Origin of the sequence: Mesorhizobium zhangyense (assembly GCF_011045115.1) — a bacterium.
GTDB lineage: Bacteria > Pseudomonadota > Alphaproteobacteria > Rhizobiales > Rhizobiaceae > Mesorhizobium_M > Mesorhizobium_M zhangyense.
The window spans coordinates 1-17,255 of record NZ_JAAKZG010000001.1; the positions used below are offsets into that span (position 1 = coordinate 1).

General features: G+C 62.3%; 14 protein-coding genes. 7 read left to right on the forward strand and 7 right to left on the reverse strand.

From position 1 onward, the window contains the following. Window positions 1–115 precede the first annotated feature (115 nt). The 3 genes from G6N74_RS00005 (at window position 116) to G6N74_RS00015 (ending at window position 3,541) form a co-directional block, all read left to right on the forward strand. Complete coding sequence (locus G6N74_RS00005; RefSeq protein WP_165112988.1) at window positions 116–676, forward strand: RNA polymerase sigma factor; 561 nt, start codon at window positions 116–118, stop codon at window positions 674–676. 2 nt (window positions 677–678) lie between these two features. Further along, complete coding sequence (locus tag G6N74_RS00010; protein WP_165112990.1) at window positions 679–2,730, forward strand: vWA domain-containing protein; 2,052 nt, start codon at window positions 679–681, stop codon at window positions 2,728–2,730. A 205-nt stretch (window positions 2,731–2,935) separates the two neighbouring features. Then, the gene (locus tag G6N74_RS00015) at window positions 2,936–3,541 is read left to right on the forward strand and encodes a PadR family transcriptional regulator (RefSeq protein ID WP_165112992.1); all 606 of its coding nucleotides are present in this window, start codon (window positions 2,936–2,938) and stop codon (window positions 3,539–3,541) included. Window positions 3,542–3,616: 75 nt separating this feature from the next. On the opposite strand, the gene bmt is transcribed toward G6N74_RS00015, so the two are convergent. From bmt to G6N74_RS00030, 3 genes are all read right to left on the reverse strand, one after another. After that, window positions 3,617–4,639, reverse strand: coding sequence for a betaine--homocysteine S-methyltransferase (gene bmt, locus G6N74_RS00020; RefSeq protein WP_165112994.1), 1,023 nt, complete (start codon window positions 4,637–4,639; stop codon window positions 3,617–3,619). Window positions 4,640–4,744: 105 nt separating this feature from the next. Beyond that, window positions 4,745–5,350, reverse strand: coding sequence for a DUF1989 domain-containing protein (locus G6N74_RS00025; RefSeq protein WP_165112996.1), 606 nt, complete (start codon window positions 5,348–5,350; stop codon window positions 4,745–4,747). An 82-nt stretch (window positions 5,351–5,432) separates the two neighbouring features. Continuing rightward, a complete protein-coding gene (locus G6N74_RS00030; protein WP_165112998.1) occupies window positions 5,433–6,287 on the reverse strand; it encodes a helix-turn-helix domain-containing protein in 855 nt (284 codons plus the stop codon). Window positions 6,288–6,508: 221 nt separating this feature from the next. Here G6N74_RS00030 and G6N74_RS00035 point away from each other — a divergent pair, with 221 nt between their 5' ends. The 3 genes from G6N74_RS00035 (at window position 6,509) to G6N74_RS00045 (ending at window position 9,504) form a co-directional block, all read left to right on the forward strand. After that, window positions 6,509–7,522: a fatty acid desaturase gene (locus G6N74_RS00035; RefSeq protein WP_165113000.1), complete on the forward strand. Its 1,014-nt coding sequence runs from the start codon at window positions 6,509–6,511 to the stop codon at window positions 7,520–7,522. Between the two features lie 48 nt (window positions 7,523–7,570). Then, window positions 7,571–8,344, forward strand: coding sequence for a phosphate/phosphite/phosphonate ABC transporter substrate-binding protein (locus tag G6N74_RS00040; RefSeq protein ID WP_165113002.1), 774 nt, complete (start codon window positions 7,571–7,573; stop codon window positions 8,342–8,344). A 194-nt stretch (window positions 8,345–8,538) separates the two neighbouring features. Next, window positions 8,539–9,504 carry a bile acid:sodium symporter family protein gene (locus G6N74_RS00045; protein WP_165113004.1) on the forward strand — a complete coding sequence of 322 codons (966 nt, stop codon included), beginning with the start codon at window positions 8,539–8,541 and terminating at the stop codon, window positions 9,502–9,504. A 17-nt stretch (window positions 9,505–9,521) separates the two neighbouring features. Here G6N74_RS00045 and G6N74_RS00050 read toward each other — a convergent pair whose 3' ends face one another. From G6N74_RS00050 to G6N74_RS00065, 4 genes are read right to left on the reverse strand one after another with little or no spacing between them, the layout of a single operon-like run. Further along, complete coding sequence (locus G6N74_RS00050; protein ID WP_165113006.1) at window positions 9,522–10,898, reverse strand: M24 family metallopeptidase; 1,377 nt, start codon at window positions 10,896–10,898, stop codon at window positions 9,522–9,524. Window positions 10,899–10,903: 5 nt separating this feature from the next. After that, window positions 10,904–13,477 carry a GcvT family protein gene (locus tag G6N74_RS00055; RefSeq protein ID WP_165113008.1) on the reverse strand — a complete coding sequence of 858 codons (2,574 nt, stop codon included), beginning with the start codon at window positions 13,475–13,477 and terminating at the stop codon, window positions 10,904–10,906. Window positions 13,478–13,525: 48 nt separating this feature from the next. Further along, window positions 13,526–13,909 (reverse strand): RidA family protein, encoded by a 384-nt coding sequence (locus tag G6N74_RS00060; RefSeq protein ID WP_165113010.1) that lies wholly within the window; start codon window positions 13,907–13,909, stop codon window positions 13,526–13,528. An 8-nt stretch (window positions 13,910–13,917) separates the two neighbouring features. Next, window positions 13,918–15,495 carry a trimethylamine methyltransferase family protein gene (locus G6N74_RS00065; RefSeq protein ID WP_165113012.1) on the reverse strand — a complete coding sequence of 526 codons (1,578 nt, stop codon included), beginning with the start codon at window positions 15,493–15,495 and terminating at the stop codon, window positions 13,918–13,920. A gap of 338 nt (window positions 15,496–15,833) precedes the next feature. Between G6N74_RS00065 and G6N74_RS00070 the strand changes: the two genes are divergently transcribed. Then, window positions 15,834–17,216, forward strand: coding sequence for an aspartate aminotransferase family protein (locus G6N74_RS00070; protein WP_165113014.1), 1,383 nt, complete (start codon window positions 15,834–15,836; stop codon window positions 17,214–17,216). Window positions 17,217–17,255: the final 39 nt, after the last annotated feature.

Genomic DNA, 17,255 nt, shown 5'->3' on the forward strand with positions numbered 1-17,255 from the left:
TGGAGGCGTCGTCCCAGCATCAAACCTCTCCTCAAGCGACAGGAAATCCCCGCCATCAAAAAAATCCTTCCATCACCCAAAGGATTATCGAATAGCTTTCGTCTCAGGAACGATGATGGCGATGACGTTGGATGAGGGCGAGGCCACCGATGCCGATCTGATCGGGCGGGCGCGCGATGGCGACAGGCAGGCTTTCGGCGAACTCGTCGAGAGGCACTATGATTTCGTGCATCGCGTCGCCTGGCGCTGGTGCGGTCGAAAAACCGACGCCGAAGACATCGCCCAGGAAGTCTGCACCCGGCTTGGCCGTGCCATCCGAGACTATCGCGGCGGCGGTGCCTTCACGACCTGGCTCTATGCCATGACCCTGAACGCGGCGCGCGACATGGTGCGCAAGAACGCCCGCGAGAGGGCCAAGACCGAAGCGTTTGGCGTTCACGCGCTGATTGCGGGCGAGGCGACGGCTGAGCCGGAAGATCAGGCGGAAGCGCTCTGGGCGGCGGTGCGACAACTGCCGGACAAGCAGCGCGAGGCGGTTCTGCTGGTTTATGGCGAAGGCCTGAGCCATGCGGCGGCCGCCGATGCCATGGCCTGCGCCGAGGCGACGGTTTCCTGGCATATCCATGAAGCGAAGAAACGGCTGAAGCTCATCATGCGCCCGGCCGGGGAAGATTGATCATGGTCGACGACAACGAACTCAACCGGCTGCGCGACAGTGCCGTGCCGAAGCCGAGCGCGGACGCCAGGGCGCGCGCGCTTAACGCTGCCTTCGAAGCCTTCGACGAGAAAAAAACATCACCTGCCACCCAAGGATCGCAGCCAAGCCTTCGTCTCACTGACCGGATACACAAACTCTGGAGTGAGATGATGCAGAAGAAACTTTACGCCGCACCCGCACTTGCCGGGCTCGTTGCCCTGCCGGTCGCCGGCTATATGACATTCCAGCTTGTCGAGAACTCGCCGTTCGATTTCGGCACGGAGCGCAAGGTGAGCGAGCCGCGTGAACGTGTCGATCAGCCGGCAACGGTTCAACAGGCTCCCGTCGAAGCCGAGCAGGACAAGGATGAGGTCCGCGACGCGCTTGCCAAGCCTGCCGCTTCCCAGCAGGAGCCGGCGCTTTCCGCCAGCGAGGCCACGCCGCAAGCCGCAGGGGGCAGCGCGCCGCCCAGCCCGGCGGTTGTAGCGCGGTCGAAGGGGATCGTGGCCAATCAGAATGCCGCCGACAGCACTACGCTGATGGTAGAGCCGCAGGCGATCATGCCGGCCCCGGCGGATGTCTACGCGCCGTCCGAGGCTTCCAATGACCGCGTCCAGAAGTTCGACACCAATCCGATCCATTCGGCCAAGCAAGACCCGGTCTCGACCTTCTCGATCGATGTCGACACGGCGTCCTACTCCTTCGTTCGCCGCTCGCTGAAGGAGGGCGTCCTGCCGCAGCCCGACACGGTTCGCGTCGAGGAGATGATCAATTACTTCCCTTACGACTGGGCCGGGCCGGACTCTGCTGCGACGCCGTTCAACTCCACCGTCACGGTCATGCCGACGCCGTGGAACGAGAACACCAAGCTCATGCATATCGCCATCAAGGGCTATGACGTGAAGCCGGCCGAGCAGCCCAAGGCCAATCTCGTCTTCCTGATCGACGTTTCGGGTTCGATGAACGAGCCCGACAAGCTCCCGCTGCTGCAATCGGCGTTCCGGCTGCTGGTCAACAGGCTGGGGCCGGACGATACGGTGTCGATCGTCACCTATGCCGGGGAGGCCGGCACGGTGCTGGAACCGACCGTCGGTTCGGACAAGGTGAAAATCCTCGAGGCCATCGACAGGCTGCAGCCGGGCGGTTCGACCGCAGGTGCGGCGGGCATTGCTGAGGCCTACAGGCTCGCCCAAAAGTCCTTCATCAAGGATGGCATCAACCGGGTCATGCTTGCGACCGACGGCGATTTCAATGTCGGCCAGAGCGACGATGACGACCTGAAGCGCATCATCGAGGAGAAGCGCAAATCCGGCATATTCCTGTCAGTGTTCGGCTTCGGCCGCGGCAATCTCAACGACCAGATGATGCAGACCATCGCCCAGAACGGCAACGGCACCGCAGCCTATATCGATACGCTGGCCGAGGCCGAGAAGGTGCTGGTGCAGGACGCGGGTTCGACCCTGTTTCCGATCGCCAAGGACGTAAAAATCCAGGTCGAGTTCAATCCGGAAAAAGTCTCCGAGTATCGGCTGATCGGCTATGAGACCCGCGCGCTGAAGCGCGAGGATTTCAACAACGACCGTGTCGATGCTGGCGAAATCGGCTCCGGGCATTCGGTGACGGCGGTCTACGAGATTACGCCGAAGGGCAGCCCGGCACAGGCGGTGGACGATCTGCGCTATGGCGAGGCTAAGACCGACAATGCGACCGGTGTCGCCAATGCCGACGAATATGCCTTCGTGAAGATCCGCTACAAGCTGCCTGACGGCGACGTTTCCAAACTCATCACCACGCCGGTGACTTCGGCCAACGAAGTGGGCGCGTTCGATGATGCCAGCGACGACCAGCGGTTTTCCGTGGCAGTCGCGGCTTTCGGCCAGAAGCTGCGCGATGCCGACCAGACCGTGAATTTCGGCTATGACCGCATCAGGGAGATCGCTTCGGCGGCGCGTGGAGCGGACCCGTTCGGCTACCGATCGGAGTTTCTGTCGCTGGTGCGGCTGGCGGCGGCACTCGGCGGCGGAGGGCGGTAGCGCAGTGATGCGCCAGCCTTTGAGAGGGCGATACACCGAAGAAAGCTTACTGAAAGGCCGGCGAGGGAAACTTCGCCGGTCTTTTTTTCTCGTGAGATCAATGGCTTGTGAGATTTCTGGATTTCGTTTCAAAGATGTATCTTGTAAAAGATATATCTTTTGATAGATATATCGCATGAAACACAAAATCTGGAGAGACACTCAAATGTTCAATCATCCCCACAATCACGAAAAACGCTGCGGCGGTTGGTTCATGTCCGGCGGGCCGGATGGCGGCAAGGGCGGCGGCCGCTTCGGCCGTGGCGGCGGCGGTGGAGGCGGCCGGTTCGGCCGTCACCGCGGCGGCCCGTTCGGCGGGCGCGGCCCGCGCATGTTCGATCCCGGCGCGCTGCGTCTGTTCGTTCTCGGCCTGATCGCCGAGGAGCCTCGCCACGGCTACGACATCATCAAGGCGCTGGAAGCGAAGTTCCAGGGCGCCTACAGCCCGAGCCCGGGCGCGATCTATCCGATGCTGCAGATGCTGGAGGAGGCCGATCTGGTCATCTCCGAGACGAACGGCAACAAACGGCTCTATTCGATCACCGAGCAGGGCAAGGCCTATCTCGCCGAGCACGCCGCCGAACTCGACAAGATCAACGCGCAGCTTGACGAGGCTTCGGCCGAGGTCAACGGCGTGGCGCTTGGCGACGAGGTTCGTGCGCTGGCACAGGCCATCTTCGGCCGGTTGCGTGGCGGCGAGCTAAGCGCCGGGCAGGCCGAGAAGGCGCTGGAGATACTGCGCAAAGCACGGCTGGATCTCGAAGGCCTGTAAAGCGCAGACCTGAAATGAAAAAGGCCCTTCCGTGGATCACGGAAGGGCCTTTTCTTATGCGTTATCCGCTGTGGGTTATGCGCGGCTGCGGCGGCGCTCGCGACGGGCTTCGGCGCTTTCGCCAGTGCCGCCGCTCTGGTCGGCGGTCTTGTTGCGCAGCGGGCCGATGCGCTCGACGATCGCCTCGACCGTCGGGCGTTCTCCCTTGTGATGGCCGTCGAGCGCCTTGCGCATGGCGGCCAGATGCTCGAACGAGGTGCCGCAGCAACCGCCGATGATCTTTGCACCGCTGTCGACGGCAAGGCGGACATAGTCGGCCATCAGTTCGGGCGTGCCGGAATAATGGATTTCCGTGCCGCGAAATTCCGGAATGCCGCAATTGCCTTTGACGATCACGGTTGCATCCGGCCTGGCCTCGGTCATGTCGAGCAACGACGACAGGATGTCGGAAGCGCCAACGCCGCAATTGGCGCCGACCCCGACCGGGCCCTGCGGCAAGCCTTCGGAAACGCCGTGAATGTCTTTCGGTGCCAGCCCCATCATCGAACGTCCGGCCGTGTCGAAGGAAACCGTATAGGTGTAGGGCATGCCGGCATCGATTGCCGCCTGCGCCGCCGCCTTGGCCTCGTCGGGCGCGGACATTGTTTCGATCCAGGCGATTTCCGCGCCGCCTTCCTTCAAACCCTTGATCTGCTCGGCGAAAGCCTCGACGGCTTCGTCATAGGTCATGGCGCCAAGCGGCACGAGAAGTTCGCCGGTCGGGCCGACCGAGCCTGCAACGATGACCTTGCGACCGGCCTTGTCGGCGACAGCGCGGGCGATCTCGGCGGCGCGCTTGTTCAGTTCGTGAACGCGGTCCTGTGCATGATGCAGCTTCAGCCGGTGACGGGTGCCGCCGAAGGAATTGGTCAGGATGATGTCGGCGCCGGCGTCGACGAAGTTCTGGTGCAGTGCCGTGATCTTTTCAGGCGCGGTCTCGTTCCAGAGCTCCGGTGCTTCGCCGGCCTCCAGCCCCATGCCGAACAAGTTCGTGCCCGTGGCACCGTCGGCCAGAAGCACGCCTTTTTCTGCGAGCAGTGCGTCAATGGGGTTGATCATAGGAGTGCGCCTTCAGGAAATATTACTGAGATAAGGATATAAAGAAGTCTTTATGTCCAGTCAAGGAAGCGCGCCAAACTGCAAGGCTGGAATGCTGCGGGCAGGTCACGGCAGCCGGGAAGTGACCTCGATCTCGATTTCGGTGCAGATCCCGCCATTCGTCGGGTGATCATCTACCGAACAGGCCGTCACCACGATCAGTAGGTCGAGTTCGGCGCGCAAGGTCACATAGCCGCCCGGCGGATTGATCGAGGCGTAGACGTCGAGATGGCCGTCGGGCTCCGGCAGAGAATTCTGGAAGAAGTCGACCGGATCGGGACAGAAGGGCAGGTCTATGCCTTCGCGCGCAAGCGCATTCAGCATGTTGTCCTGGCAATTCGGGTGATCGGTAAAGCCCGCGCGCTCATAGAGCGCGGGGTTGCAGGCCGGAAACAGCATGTCATGCGGGCCGGGCGAACCGTCTTCGATCAAGGTCAGCATCGGCACGCCATTGGCGCTGTAGAAATGCTGTCCGGCGGAGGGGAACAGCGTTTCGTTGATGTCGCGCGTGTGCGACGTGCTCAGCCAGTCGAGCTTGCCTTCGGTCGTGAACGCCCACAGGTCGGCCACCTGCTGTCCCTTGGGATCGATGACGCGAATGAGATCGCCGCGCGACACGCGGATGGAGCGCCCGGACTGCGGCGGGACAACGAGATGGCGAGGGGCTTGCATGAGACGTCCTGAGCGAAAGCGAAGGAGCCATATCTACGCGCCGGATAAGGAAACTCAACCCAAATGGGATCGTGATCAGTCTTCAGGCGTGGCTGGCAACAGGCATTTCAGCAAGTTTGCGCGCAAAGCCGGCCGCTTCGTGCGCGTTGATTTCGGCGCCGCGGATCAGATTGTCGAAATGGCGGGTCAGCGTGCGGACCGGGGCCGTGGCGTTCAACACCAGATACATATCGCCGACATAGATCGCCGCGCGGTAAGGCCCGAAGATTGTGTAGGGCACGGAATAGCGCATGCGCCCATCGTAGAGGAACAGGCGGAATGTCGGATAAAGATCGTCGAGCAGCGTTGCCATGTGGTTTAGTTGGTCGCGACGCTCCTGTTCGGAAAAGCCGCTCCACACGCCCATGCCGGCGGCGAAGATCTCCAGCGTGTGCCGCGGCATGCACACTTCCATGTCGGTTTCCGGACGCCGGTTGTAGTCGATCCGGTATTGCGTCTCGCCAGCCTGTGACTGACGGCTCTTGTTGGTGATGTCTGCCTCATAATCGACCAGCGCGTCCGTGCGCAGAAGGTCCGGGATGCCGGCGGGCACGTAGCGAATCTTCGTGCCGGCCGCTTCGGCATGCCATTTGGCCAGCAAAGTGCGGTCGAAGCCGCCTGAGCCTTCCTCGATCTCAAGACTGGCGCGGATTTCACCGGTCAGCCCCTCATCCTGGCTAAGGCCGAGCAACCAGTCGAGCGAGACCTTGTGCTCTTCGGCAATCGTCATCAGCGTCTCGGCGCGAGGCAGCCGCGTCGTGTCTTCCGACAGGAGCTGGGAAAGGGCGGAGCGATCTATGCCCACCGATGCGGCGAAGGCCGACTGGTTCTGGCCGGATCGCTGCACCAGCGTCCTCAACCGTTCGCGAAACAGCCCGGAAAGGTCGCGTTTGTCCAAGAGGGTGCTCCCGTGAGGCAGAATTTTGCGCGCGCAACGCTATTCAACGCAGGCAACGATGAGATTGTTCCGCTTGTTTGTTTATAATTCACAACATATGCGCATCAATAAGCGCAATATCAACACTCTGTGCACATTGTCGCGTTGAATCTTGTCATCACTACTGACAGCATAGTGTCAGGAATCATTCGATTCCGGCGCTGGGGGCAGTGGTCGAGGGCATGGCATACAAAAAAAGCATACGGCGAAACGGCACGCCGGCAATCGAATGGCCGACAATAGTGCTCATCACAGCCACTTACGGCTCCTGGGCGGGAGCCTGTTTCTTCCTCTGGCCGAACTATCCGGTTCTGGCGCTTCTGGTTCTGGCCTTCATTCTCGCCATGCAGTCCTCGCTCATGCACGAGGCTTCGCACGGCCACCCCACGCGAAAATCCTGGGTCAATGAATTGCTGGTCGGCCTGCCGATCGGCCTGGTCTATCCCTTCCGCCGTTTCAAATTGCTGCATCTGCGCCATCATGCGGACGAGAGCCTGACCGATCCGTTCGACGATCCGGAAAGCTATTACCAGTCCTTCTGGAAACATGAGGAACTGCCGCGCTGGCTGAAGACGCTGCTTTCCATCAACAACACGATGGTCGGCCGCTTCGTTCTCGGGCCGGCGCTCGGCACCGTTGGCTTCCTGCTGGAGGAGGCGAGGCTGATCGCTGCCGGCGACCGGGCCGTGCGCAAGGCGTGGCTGCTGCATGCCGCTGGTCTCGCCATCGTACTGCCGCTCGTGACCGAGGTCTTCGGCATTCCGTTCTGGCTCTATGTGCTGGTGCCGGTGTGGCTCGGACAGTCCTTCATTTCGCTGCGCACTTTTGCCGAGCATCAGTGGTCGGAGCGGCCGGACGGGCGCACCATCATCATCGAGCGCTCGCCCTTCGCCTTCCTGTTCCTCAACAACAATCTTCATCTTGTTCATCACAAGAGCCCGACCATCCCCTGGTATCGGCTGCCAAAACTGTTCCGTGAGCGGCGCGACGAATGGATCGCGATGAACAAGGGCTATGTGTTTCCGAACTATCTGTCGCTCCTTAGGGAATACGCCTTCCGCGCCAAGGAGCCTGTAGTGCACCCCGCACTTCGGCGTGCGCCGGAGGCCGGCCGTGCGTTCCAGCCGCGTGTGCGTGGCCGTTCGGTGAATGGGCTGGGCACGATCCCTGTGCCGGCCGAGCCGCCGAAGGAATAGGCTGATTTCCGCCTTGCCATTGCTGACCTGATCGGCGGAGATGACGCCATGACCGGATTCGTCGCCGCACTCTCCATGTATGACTGGCCCGAAGCTCGAGCCGAAACTGATGCCGAATGGGCACGGCTACGCGCGGCGTTCCGTGCCGCCGGTATCGATGCGCCGGAACAACTGGTTCGCCGGAACGCCGATCTGCCGCCGGTGCCCGGAGGCATCAGGGACGCGGCAGGCAATGTGATCGCGCCCGATCCGGCAACTCTCCCGTCCCACGAACTCGATTTCCCGACAGTGTGGCTGCACCCGAACCTGCTTTTTGCGCAGACGTGCTGGGGGCCTATGGAGCTTGGCCTCTCGAAATATGTGCGGGTGATCGGCCAGCCGAGCTACGATGCTTTCGAGGGCGGGCAGGGCGAATTGTATTCCAGCGCGATTGTGATGCGGTGGGGTGAGGGCGCTCCGGTGTCTGGGCCATCCGACGGCCGGCCCCTCATTTCCCTCGACCTGATCCGCGGCAAACGCCTTGGCTACAACAGCGACGATTCCATGTCGGGCATCATCGCGCTGACGCGCGATCTGGAGGCGATGGGCGAAAGCCTTGCCATTTTCGCGGAGCGCGTCGAGACAGGCGGCCATCGCAACTCGATCGTTGCCGTGGCCGAGGGCAGGGCTGATGTCTGTGCCATCGACTGCCGCAGCTGGGATCTGGCGAAGCGGTTCGAACCGGCCGCGCGACATGTGCAGGTGGTCGGCTGGACCGCACTTCGCAAGGGGCTGCCTTACATCACATCGCTGACGGCACCGGCTATTTCTCTTCCGATCTGATCGACCATCACACCGCTTCGTTGACATTGCTGCATGGCCTACCCACGGCCGGCGGTCCACTTCCTTTGGGCCAGAAAATGTCGCGTAGGCGGCCAAGGGGTTGCCAACCTGTCAAATAGACGGGAAAAGCGCGCAACTTTCTGTCCCTCCCAAGACAGTCCGCCCCTCCCCAAAATCCTCAAGGAAGTAGGATCGTGAAAACAATAGCTGCTATCTCCGATTTCGTTGGCCGCACCTTCGCCATCTGGGTGATCGTGTTCGCCGTACTCGGTTTCCTCTTGCCGTCGACGTTCAGCCTGTTTGCGCCGTGGATCGTCGTTTTGCTCGGCATCATCATGTTCGGCATGGGCCTTACCCTCTCGGGCAAGGATTTCAGCGAAGTGGTCCGCCGGCCCTTCGACGTGGCGATCGGCGTTCTCGCCCAGTTCATCATCATGCCGCTTCTGGCGGTGCTGCTCACGCGTATCATTCCGATGTCGCCGGAAGTGGCGGCGGGCGTCATCCTCGTCGGCTGCTGCCCGGGCGGTACGGCGAGTAATGTCATGACCTATCTCAGCAAGGGCGATGTGGCGCTCAGCGTTGCCTGCACCAGCGTGACCACGCTGCTTGCGCCGCTCGTCACACCATTCCTGGTCTGGTTCTTCGCCAGCCAGTATCTTCCTGTCGATGCGATGAGCATGTTCCTGTCGATCGTCAAGGTCATCCTGGTGCCGCTGGCACTCGGCTTCCTGTTGCAGAAGATCGTGCCGGGCGTGGTCAAGGCAGCTATTCCGGCGCTGCCGCTGGTCAGCGTCGTCGGCATCGTGCTGATCGTGGCCGCTGTCGTTGCCGTCAACAAGGCTGCTATCGCCCAGTCCGGCCTGCTGATCTTCGCCGTCGTCGTGCTGCATAACGGTTTTGGACTCCTGCTCGGCTACTTCGCCGCGCGCTTTGCCGGCTTGTCGCTTGCCAAGCGCAAGGCCATCAGCATCGAGGTCGGCATGCAGAACAGCGGCCTGGGTGCAGCGCTCGCCAACGCGCATTTCTCGCCGTTGGCCGCTGTACCGAGTGCTGTCTTCAGCGTCTGGCACAATGTTTCCGGGGCGCTGATCGCGAGCTGGTTTGCGCGCATGAGCGACGATGACGCGGAAACGGATGCCGCTACTCAGAAAGCCGGATGAGCCGCGTGCTCGGGCGGTCAGCGTCCGAGCAGCCTCGCATCGAGAGGATAGGAGGACAGTTGCTGGTTGCCGGTTTCGGTGATCAGCACCTGCTCCTCGATCTTCACGCCCTCATGGCCGCCGAGCCGGCCGATATAGCTTTCGACGCACAGCACCATGCCGGGTTCGAGAACGCCGTCCGGCGTGTCGTCGGTCCAGTCGGCGGCGTGGGGCAGCGTCGGATATTCGTCGGCCAGGCCAACGCCGTGATAGAGCACGCCGTAGCGTGCCGGAAAGCAGTCCGGCGGCGGAATTTGCGAGCGCTCTACCAGATCGCGGAATGAAACTCCCGGCTTCATCAATTCGGTGTTGTGAGCGATCTGGTCGGCGGCGATGCGGAACAGGTCCCGCTGCTCGTCGGTCGGCTTGCCGTCGCCGCAGAGCCATGTCCGCGACAGGTCGGCGCAGAAGCCGTAGGGGCCGATGAGGTCGGTGTCGAAGGCGACGAGATCACCGGCTTCGATGATGCGCGATGAGCATTCCTGAAACCACGGATTGGTGCGCGGGCCGGACGACAGGAGCCGCGTTTCGATCCATTCGCCGCCGCGGGCAATGTTGCCGCGATGCAGTTCGGCCCAAAGCTCGTTTTCCGAGATGCCGGGTTTCAGTGCCGTTTCCATCTCAGCCATTGCCGCCTCGCAGGAAACGATCGCGCGGTGCATGCAGCGGATTTCGTCAGGCGATTTGATCAGGCGCGCGTTCTCCATCACGGCTTCGCCATTGCTGACCGAGATGCCGAGCCTTGCCAGTTCGGCGACGCCTTCATGATCGAGATGATCGACCGCGATGCGGCTGTTGCCGCTGCCGTGTTCGCGGACGAGATCAGCGATGCCCGCCGCCCAGCGCTGCACCCGCTTTTCCGTCAGTTCGCCGCCATAGAGATACATCCAGGAGATCGCTGGGCGCACCTCGTCGACGACGCCGGAGTGATCCGACAGGTGCTCGCAGGAAAAATAGTCGAACAGCACGACCGGCCCCTCGGTCGCGACGAAACAATGCCGCGTCGGGTTGTGCGCGACCCAGAGCTGCATATTGGTCGAGTCGGTTGCGTAGCGGATGTTGACCGGGTCGTAGAGCAGGGCGCCGGCATAGTCGCGGTGTTTCAGTTCGGCGCGGATGCGGTCGAGGCGATATTTTCGCATCGCCGGAAGGTCGGGGGCGGGAATGCCTGCGGCCACCCATTCGGCCTCGGCGGTCTCGCCGTAGCCGAGAACGTGCTGGTTGAGGGCGGCGGCTTTTTCGCGCGCCTTGCGGCTTAGGGTTTCGACGGAATTGGGCGGCAAGGAGCCGCCCGGTTCGAATGGCATGATTTTGCGATGCCGACCGAAATTCCCTGAAGAAGATCGCTCGGCCATCGCTTTTACCCCCGCATCTTTTCGCCGGCCGGATCGAACAGCGGCTGGATGTTGATGCGGGCAGGGCGGCGGTGCCCGAGGATTTCGATCTCGAACATGCCTTCATTGTCGTTTTCGGCGAGTGCGGCAGGCAGATAACCCTGCGCCAGGGACTTCTGGACGTAATGCGCATAGCCGCCCGACGTCACCCATCCGACCACGCGCCATTCGCCATCGACGATGCCGCGAATGCTGGAAGCGCCTTCGTCGGCTTCGGACGTGCGGGTTTCTGCACCCGTTTCGTCAAAGCGCGGCGCGCCATAGCCATGCGGCTTTTCGATCGAGCCGTAGTCGGTCGCGCCGACCTTGGCCCAGATCGGTTCGTCGCCCATCACGTCGGCGCCGTTGGCTTCCACGATCATGGACACGCGGCGCAGCTTTGGTCCTTCTGCCTGTTCCTTGGCTGCGGCGTCACGCCCGACGAAATCGTTCTTCTCCAGCCGGGTGAAGCGGTCCATCGAGCCTTCGAATGGCCCATAGATCGGCCGCAACTCGCGGAACCAGGTCGGGAAATTCTTTTCGAGACGCATGGAGAGCAGGGCGCGCATGCCGAAATCAACGATGCCGAATTCCTCGCCGGCGTCCTTGATCGCCTTGTAGACGAGGCGCTGATAGGCCGGCGCCATCCAGATTTCGTAGCCCAGATCGCCGGTGTAGCTGATGCGGTTGACCATGCAGGGCGCGCCGCCGACAGCCATCTCGCGAAAATCCATGAAGCGGAAGGCCTTGGTCGACACGTCGGCATCGACGAGCTTGGCGAGCAGGTCCTGCGAGCGCGGGCCGGCAATCGAGAGGCCGACCAGCGTCTGGTCGAAGCGGTGGATGCGCCCGGAGCCGTCCTTGGGCAACTGCTTTTCGAACCAGCGCATGTGGTATTTCTGCGCCGCCGACGAACCCCAGATCATGAAGCGGTCCTCGGCGCATTTGGCGATGGTGAAGTCGCCGATCAGCTTGCCGAACTCGTTGAGCATCGGCGTCAGCACCAGTCTGCCGGTCTTCGGCATGCGGTTGGTCATCAGCCGGTTGAGGAAGTTCTCCGCGCCGGGGCCGCTCACCTCATATTTGGCGAAGTTGGCGATTTCGGTGACGCCGACGCTTTCGCGGGTCGCGCGAACCTCGTTGCCGATGTGCTCGAAATCGTTGGAGCGGTGGAAGGAGACGATGTCCTTCGGCTCGGTGCCCTTCGGCGCGAACCAGAGCGGCGTTTCCAGGCCCCAGCTGTCGCCCATGACGGCGTTCTGCGCCACCATGGTGTCGTAGAGCGGCGTCGTCTGCGCGGGCCGCGCTGCCGGCAGCTCCTCGTTCGGGAAACGGATCGAGAAACGGCGCGAATAGTTTTCGCGCACCTTGGCGTTGGTGTAGCGCAGGCTTGCCCACTCGCCGTAGCGGGTGACGTCCATGCCCCAGACGTCGAAGCCCGGATCGCCGTTGACCATCCAGTTCGACAGCGCCAGCCCGACGCCGCCGCCCTGTGAAAAGCCGGCCATGACGGCGCAGGCCGTCCAGTAGTTGGTCAGGCCCTGCACCGGGCCGACCAGCGGGTTGCCGTCGGGCGCGAAGGTGAAGGGGCCGTTGATGATCTGCTTGATGCCGGCGTTCGCAATACCCGGAAAATGCTTGAAGCCGATTTCCAGCGACGGCGCGATACGGTCGATATCGGGCTGGAGCAGTTCGTGCCCGAAATCCCAGGGCGTGTTGACCGGCGACCATGGCTTGCAGGCCTTTTCATAAGTGCCGAGCAGGATGCCGTTACGCTCCTGGCGGGTGTAGATCTCGCCCTTGAAATCGAGCACGCCGACCATTTCGCGGCCGGTTTCCTTATTGAACGCCTCGACCTCGGGCATCGGCTCGGTCAGCAGATACATGTGCTCCATGGCCAGCACCGGCAGCTCGAGCCCGACCATGCGGCCGATCTCGCGGGCCCACAGGCCGCCGCAGTTCACCACATGCTCGGCCTTCACCGTTCCCTGTTCGGTGACGACGTTCCATGTGCCGTCGACCTCCTGCGTCAGTTCCTTGACCGGGTTGCGCAGCACGATCTGCGCACCGAGCTTTTGGGCCGCCTTGGCATAGGCGTGGGTGGTGCCGGAGGGGTCGAGATGGCCCTCGACCGGGTCCCACATGGCGCCGACGAAATTCGTCTCGTCCATGAAGGGGAACATCGCCTTGGCTTCGGACGGCGTGATCAGCTCCGTGTCCATGCCGAGATAGCGGCCCTTGGCGTGGGCCAGCCGCAGGAAATCCATGCGCTCCGGCGTATCGGCCATCATGATGCCGCCGGTCAAATGCAGCGAGCAGGACTGGCCGGAAACCTCCTCAAGCTCCTTGTAGAGCTGGACGGTGTAAGCCTGCAACTTGGCGACGTTCGGGTCGCCGTTCAGCGTATGGAAGCCGCCGGCGGCATGCCAGGACGAGCCGGAGGTCAGCTCCGAGCGCTCGATCAGCATGACATCCGTCCAGCCGGCGCGGGCGAGGTGATAGAGCACCGAGCAGCCAACGACGCCGCCACCGATGACTACAGCTTTTACGTGGGATTTCATGTGGTTAGTTCCGTTGATAGGTGTTTTGAGTCAAGGCGTTCGCAGGTCCTATGCGGCCGCGATCGCTTCGATTTCCAGAAGCCAGCTTTCGTCGAAAATGCCGGTAATGATAGTGGTCAGGCCGATCTGCCGACCCTCCAGCACTTCATTCCGGACACGGCGATAGTCGGCGGTGTATTTCCGGTCGGAAAGGAAGATCGTCACCTTGACGAGGTTGTCGAGCGTCATGTCGGCCGCCCGCAACTGGGCGATCACGTTCTGCCAGGCAAGCCGGGCCTGATCCTCGAATTTTTCGGGCACGCTACCGTCGGCTGCTACCGGAATTTGTCCGCTGATATAGAGCGTTCGGCTGGCCCCGGTGACTTCAATGGCCTGCACGTAGCCACCGGCAGGCTGCGGCGCATCGGGTGCGTTGATCGGTTTCAGTTTCATTGTGTCCCTCAAAAATCAGTCGGTGCGCCGCCTTCGGCCCGGCGCTTGGCGACGAAGGCGTCGATCTCCTCGGTGATAGCCGGGTCCATATAGGGCTTCTCGTAGGTGGCGAGGCGCTCTTTCCAGATGCGGTTCGCCCGCTCCATGGCGGTGGGGCTGCCGGCTTCGGCCCAGGTCTCGAAATTGCGCCAGTCCGAGATGATCGGCGAATAGAAGGCGGTCTTGTAGCGGTCCTGCGTGTGCTGCGTGCCGAAGAAATGGCCGCCGGGGCCGACGGATTCGATGGCATTGAAGCCGAGCGCGTCGTCGGAAAGGTCCAGCGGCGTCAGGAATTCCGCCACCATCTGCAAAAGGTCGATGTCGAGGATCGTTTTTTCATAGGAGCAGCGCAGCCCGCCTTCGAGCCAGCCGGCGCCGTGCAGGATGAAGTTGGCTCCGCCCTGGATTGCGCCCCACAGCGAAAACACGCTCTCATAGGCTGCCTGCGCATCGACCGTGTTGGCGGCGCAGACGTTGGAGGTGCGGTAGGGGATCTGGTAACGGCGGGCGAGCTGGCCGCCGATCATCTGCGCCTTCATGTATTCTGGCGTGCCGAAGGCCGGCGCGCCCGATTTCATGTCGACATTGGAGGTGAAGCCGCCATAGCCGACCGGCGCGCCCTTCTTCACCATCTGCGTGAAGGCGATGCCCGAAAGCGCCTCGGCATTCTGCTGCACAAGCGCGCCGGCCACCGTCACCGGGGCCATGGCGCCGGCCAGCGTGAACGGCGTGACGATCACGACCTGGCCACTGCCGGACATCTGGATGATGCCTTCCATCATCGGAATGTCGAGCTTCAGCGGCGAGTTGGTGTTGATAATGGTGTAGACCGAGGGTTCGTCCTGCAGCTGCTCGCGGGAAATGCCGCGCGCGATGCGGGCGATCTCGATGCCGTCGACATTGCGCTCCTTGCCGAGCGAGTAGATGTGAAAGACCTTGTCGGTCAGCGTCGCGAGATCGCGGATGCATTCCAGGTGTCGCACCGACGGGTGGATATCGACCGGCTCGACCGGATATCCGCCTGTCGTCTGCAGGATGTTGTGCATCTGGGCGAGTTTGAGGAAATTGCGATAGTCCGCCTGATTGCCGGGGCGACGGCCGTTGTCGAGATCGGAGCAGTTTGGCGCGGACGCCATCTGCGAAATGACCAGATTGTTGCCGCCGAAGCGGACATTGTGGGCCGGGTTGCGGGCATGAAGCGTGAATTCGGCCGGTGCGTGTGAAATCAGCTCAAGGATCATGTCGCTGTCGAAGCGTACCCGCTCGGTGCCTTCGCGAACGTCGGCACCATGGCGTTTCATGATGGCGCGCGCCTCGTCATGCAGCACGTCGACGCCGATTTCCTTCAGCACGCGCAGCGAAGCGAGGTGGATCGATTCCAGCTCGTCGTCGGAAATTATCTTCGTCGGCGCAAAGGGGATTTTCAGCTGCCGGAAAGGCGGCTGCTCGAAGGCCGCCGAGCCGCCGGCGCGCTTTCCGGCCCGCCCGCCGCGACGGGCGCGGTCAGTGGCGAGAACCGGTTCTGCGGGATTGAGGGCAGCAGTCATGATGGGCCTCGTATTATGCGAAAATCAGGCTGCATAATGGACCGAGCCCAACCCGCTTAGTGCGGATGCGACGACCATTAGCGCGAGCAAAGCGACATGCCGGAGCGGAAGGTGGCCACTGGCCATGCATGCCGGCTTGAACCTTCAGGTCCGCATCGGCTAGAGTGGGCCATGGGCACGATCCACCCGCGAACCCTCGACATAGCCGTGACGCCTTCTTCCAGAACGCGCCACGTCGAGCTTTTGCGCCTGTGCGCCCGCATCGGCTATTCGCCGCCTTCCTCCCGCTGAATTCGCGCCGGCCTTGCCGGATTGATTCAACTGGAAGGAACAAGTCCATGACTTACCAGAACTTTTCGCTAGCGCAGCTGCAGGCGATCGACTCCGCACATCACATTCATCCCTTCACCGACCACAAGGATCTGCGTGCCACCGGCGCGCGCATGATCACCCGCGCCAACGGCCCGTTCATCTATGATTCCGAGGGCAACGAGCTGCTCGACGGCATGGCCGGCCTGTGGTGCGTCAATATCGGCTATGGCCGCAACGAACTCGCCGAAGCCGCCTACGAGCAGATGAAGGAACTGCCTTACTACAACTCCTTCTTCCGCTGTTCGACGCCGACGCCGGTGCTGCTTTCCAAGAAGCTCGCAGAGATCGCGCCGAAGAACATGAACCAGGTCTTCTACGGTTCGTCCGGTTCGGAATCGAATGACACCGCGCTGCGCCTCGTGCGCCACTACTGGGCGCTGGAAGGCAAGCCGCAGAAGAACCGCATCATCTCGCGCAACATGGCCTATCACGGCTCGACCATCACAGGCGCGTCGCTCGGCGGCATGTCGGGCATGCATGAGCAGCTTGGCGGCGCGGTGCCGAACATTGTCCATGTCATGATGCCTTACGCCTATGAACTGGCGCTGCCGGGCGAAAGTGACCACGACTTCGGCCTGCGCGCGGCAAAGGCCGTCGAAGACGCCATCCATGAAGCCGGTGCCGAAAACGTTGCTGCCTTCATCGGCGAGCCGATCATGGGCGCGGGTGGCGTAAAGATTCCGCCGGCAAGCTACTGGCCGGAAATCCAGCGCATCTGCCGCAAATATGATGTGCTTCTGATGCTCGATGAGGTCATCACCGGCTATGGCCGCACCGGCGAATGGTTTGCCGCGCAGACCATGGGCATCGAAGCCGACACGATCACCACCGCCAAGGCGCTCACCTCCGGCTACCAGCCGCTGTCGGCGCTGCTGGTCGGTGACCGTATCGCCACCACGCTGGTGGAGAAGGGCGGCGAGTTCAACCATGGCTACACCTATTCCGGCCATCCGGTGGCCTGTGCCGTCGCTCTGAAGAACCTCGAGCTTATCGAGACGGAAGGGCTGATCGAGCGCGTCAAGACCGACACCGGGCCTTACTTCGCGCAGATGCTGAGGGAGCGTATTTCCGGCCACCCATTGGTTGGCGAGGTTCGCAGCATCGGCCTGATGGGCGCGATCGAGATCGTCAAGGACAAGGCGACGCGCGAACGCTTCCAGCCGGTCGGCAGTGCGGCTGTCGTCGTGCGTGACCACGCCATCGCGCAAGGCATGATGCTGCGTGCGACGGGCGACTCGATGATCCTTTCGCCGCCCTTGATCTGGACCCGCGAAACCATCGACATGGCCGGCGAACGTATCGCCAAGGCGCTCGACCTCGCCGAAGCCGATCTTCGCAAGGCAAGTTGAGACTGAAACGGGCGGGCGCGATGAATTCGCGTCCGTCCA

Coding starts and splice junctions, on each gene's coding strand:
- G6N74_RS00040 (WP_165113002.1), top strand. CDS start 7,571: ATGACCGGATTCGTCGCCGCACTCTCCATGTATGACTGGCCCGAAGCT.
- G6N74_RS00055 (WP_165113008.1), bottom strand. CDS start 13,477: ATGAAATCCCACGTAAAAGCTGTAGTCATCGGTGGCGGCGTCGTTGGC.
- G6N74_RS00050 (WP_165113006.1), bottom strand. CDS start 10,898: ATGGCCGAGCGATCTTCTTCAGGGAATTTCGGTCGGCATCGCAAAATC.
- G6N74_RS00015 (WP_165112992.1), top strand. CDS start 2,936: ATGTTCAATCATCCCCACAATCACGAAAAACGCTGCGGCGGTTGGTTC.
- G6N74_RS00025 (WP_165112996.1), bottom strand. CDS start 5,350: ATGCAAGCCCCTCGCCATCTCGTTGTCCCGCCGCAGTCCGGGCGCTCC.
- G6N74_RS00060 (WP_165113010.1), bottom strand. CDS start 13,909: ATGAAACTGAAACCGATCAACGCACCCGATGCGCCGCAGCCTGCCGGT.
- G6N74_RS00070 (WP_165113014.1), top strand. CDS start 15,834: ATGACTTACCAGAACTTTTCGCTAGCGCAGCTGCAGGCGATCGACTCC.
- G6N74_RS00035 (WP_165113000.1), top strand. CDS start 6,509: ATGGCATACAAAAAAAGCATACGGCGAAACGGCACGCCGGCAATCGAA.
- G6N74_RS00010 (WP_165112990.1), top strand. CDS start 679: ATGGTCGACGACAACGAACTCAACCGGCTGCGCGACAGTGCCGTGCCG.
- bmt (WP_165112994.1), bottom strand. CDS start 4,639: ATGATCAACCCCATTGACGCACTGCTCGCAGAAAAAGGCGTGCTTCTG.
- G6N74_RS00005 (WP_165112988.1), top strand. CDS start 116: ATGGCGATGACGTTGGATGAGGGCGAGGCCACCGATGCCGATCTGATC.
- G6N74_RS00065 (WP_165113012.1), bottom strand. CDS start 15,495: ATGACTGCTGCCCTCAATCCCGCAGAACCGGTTCTCGCCACTGACCGC.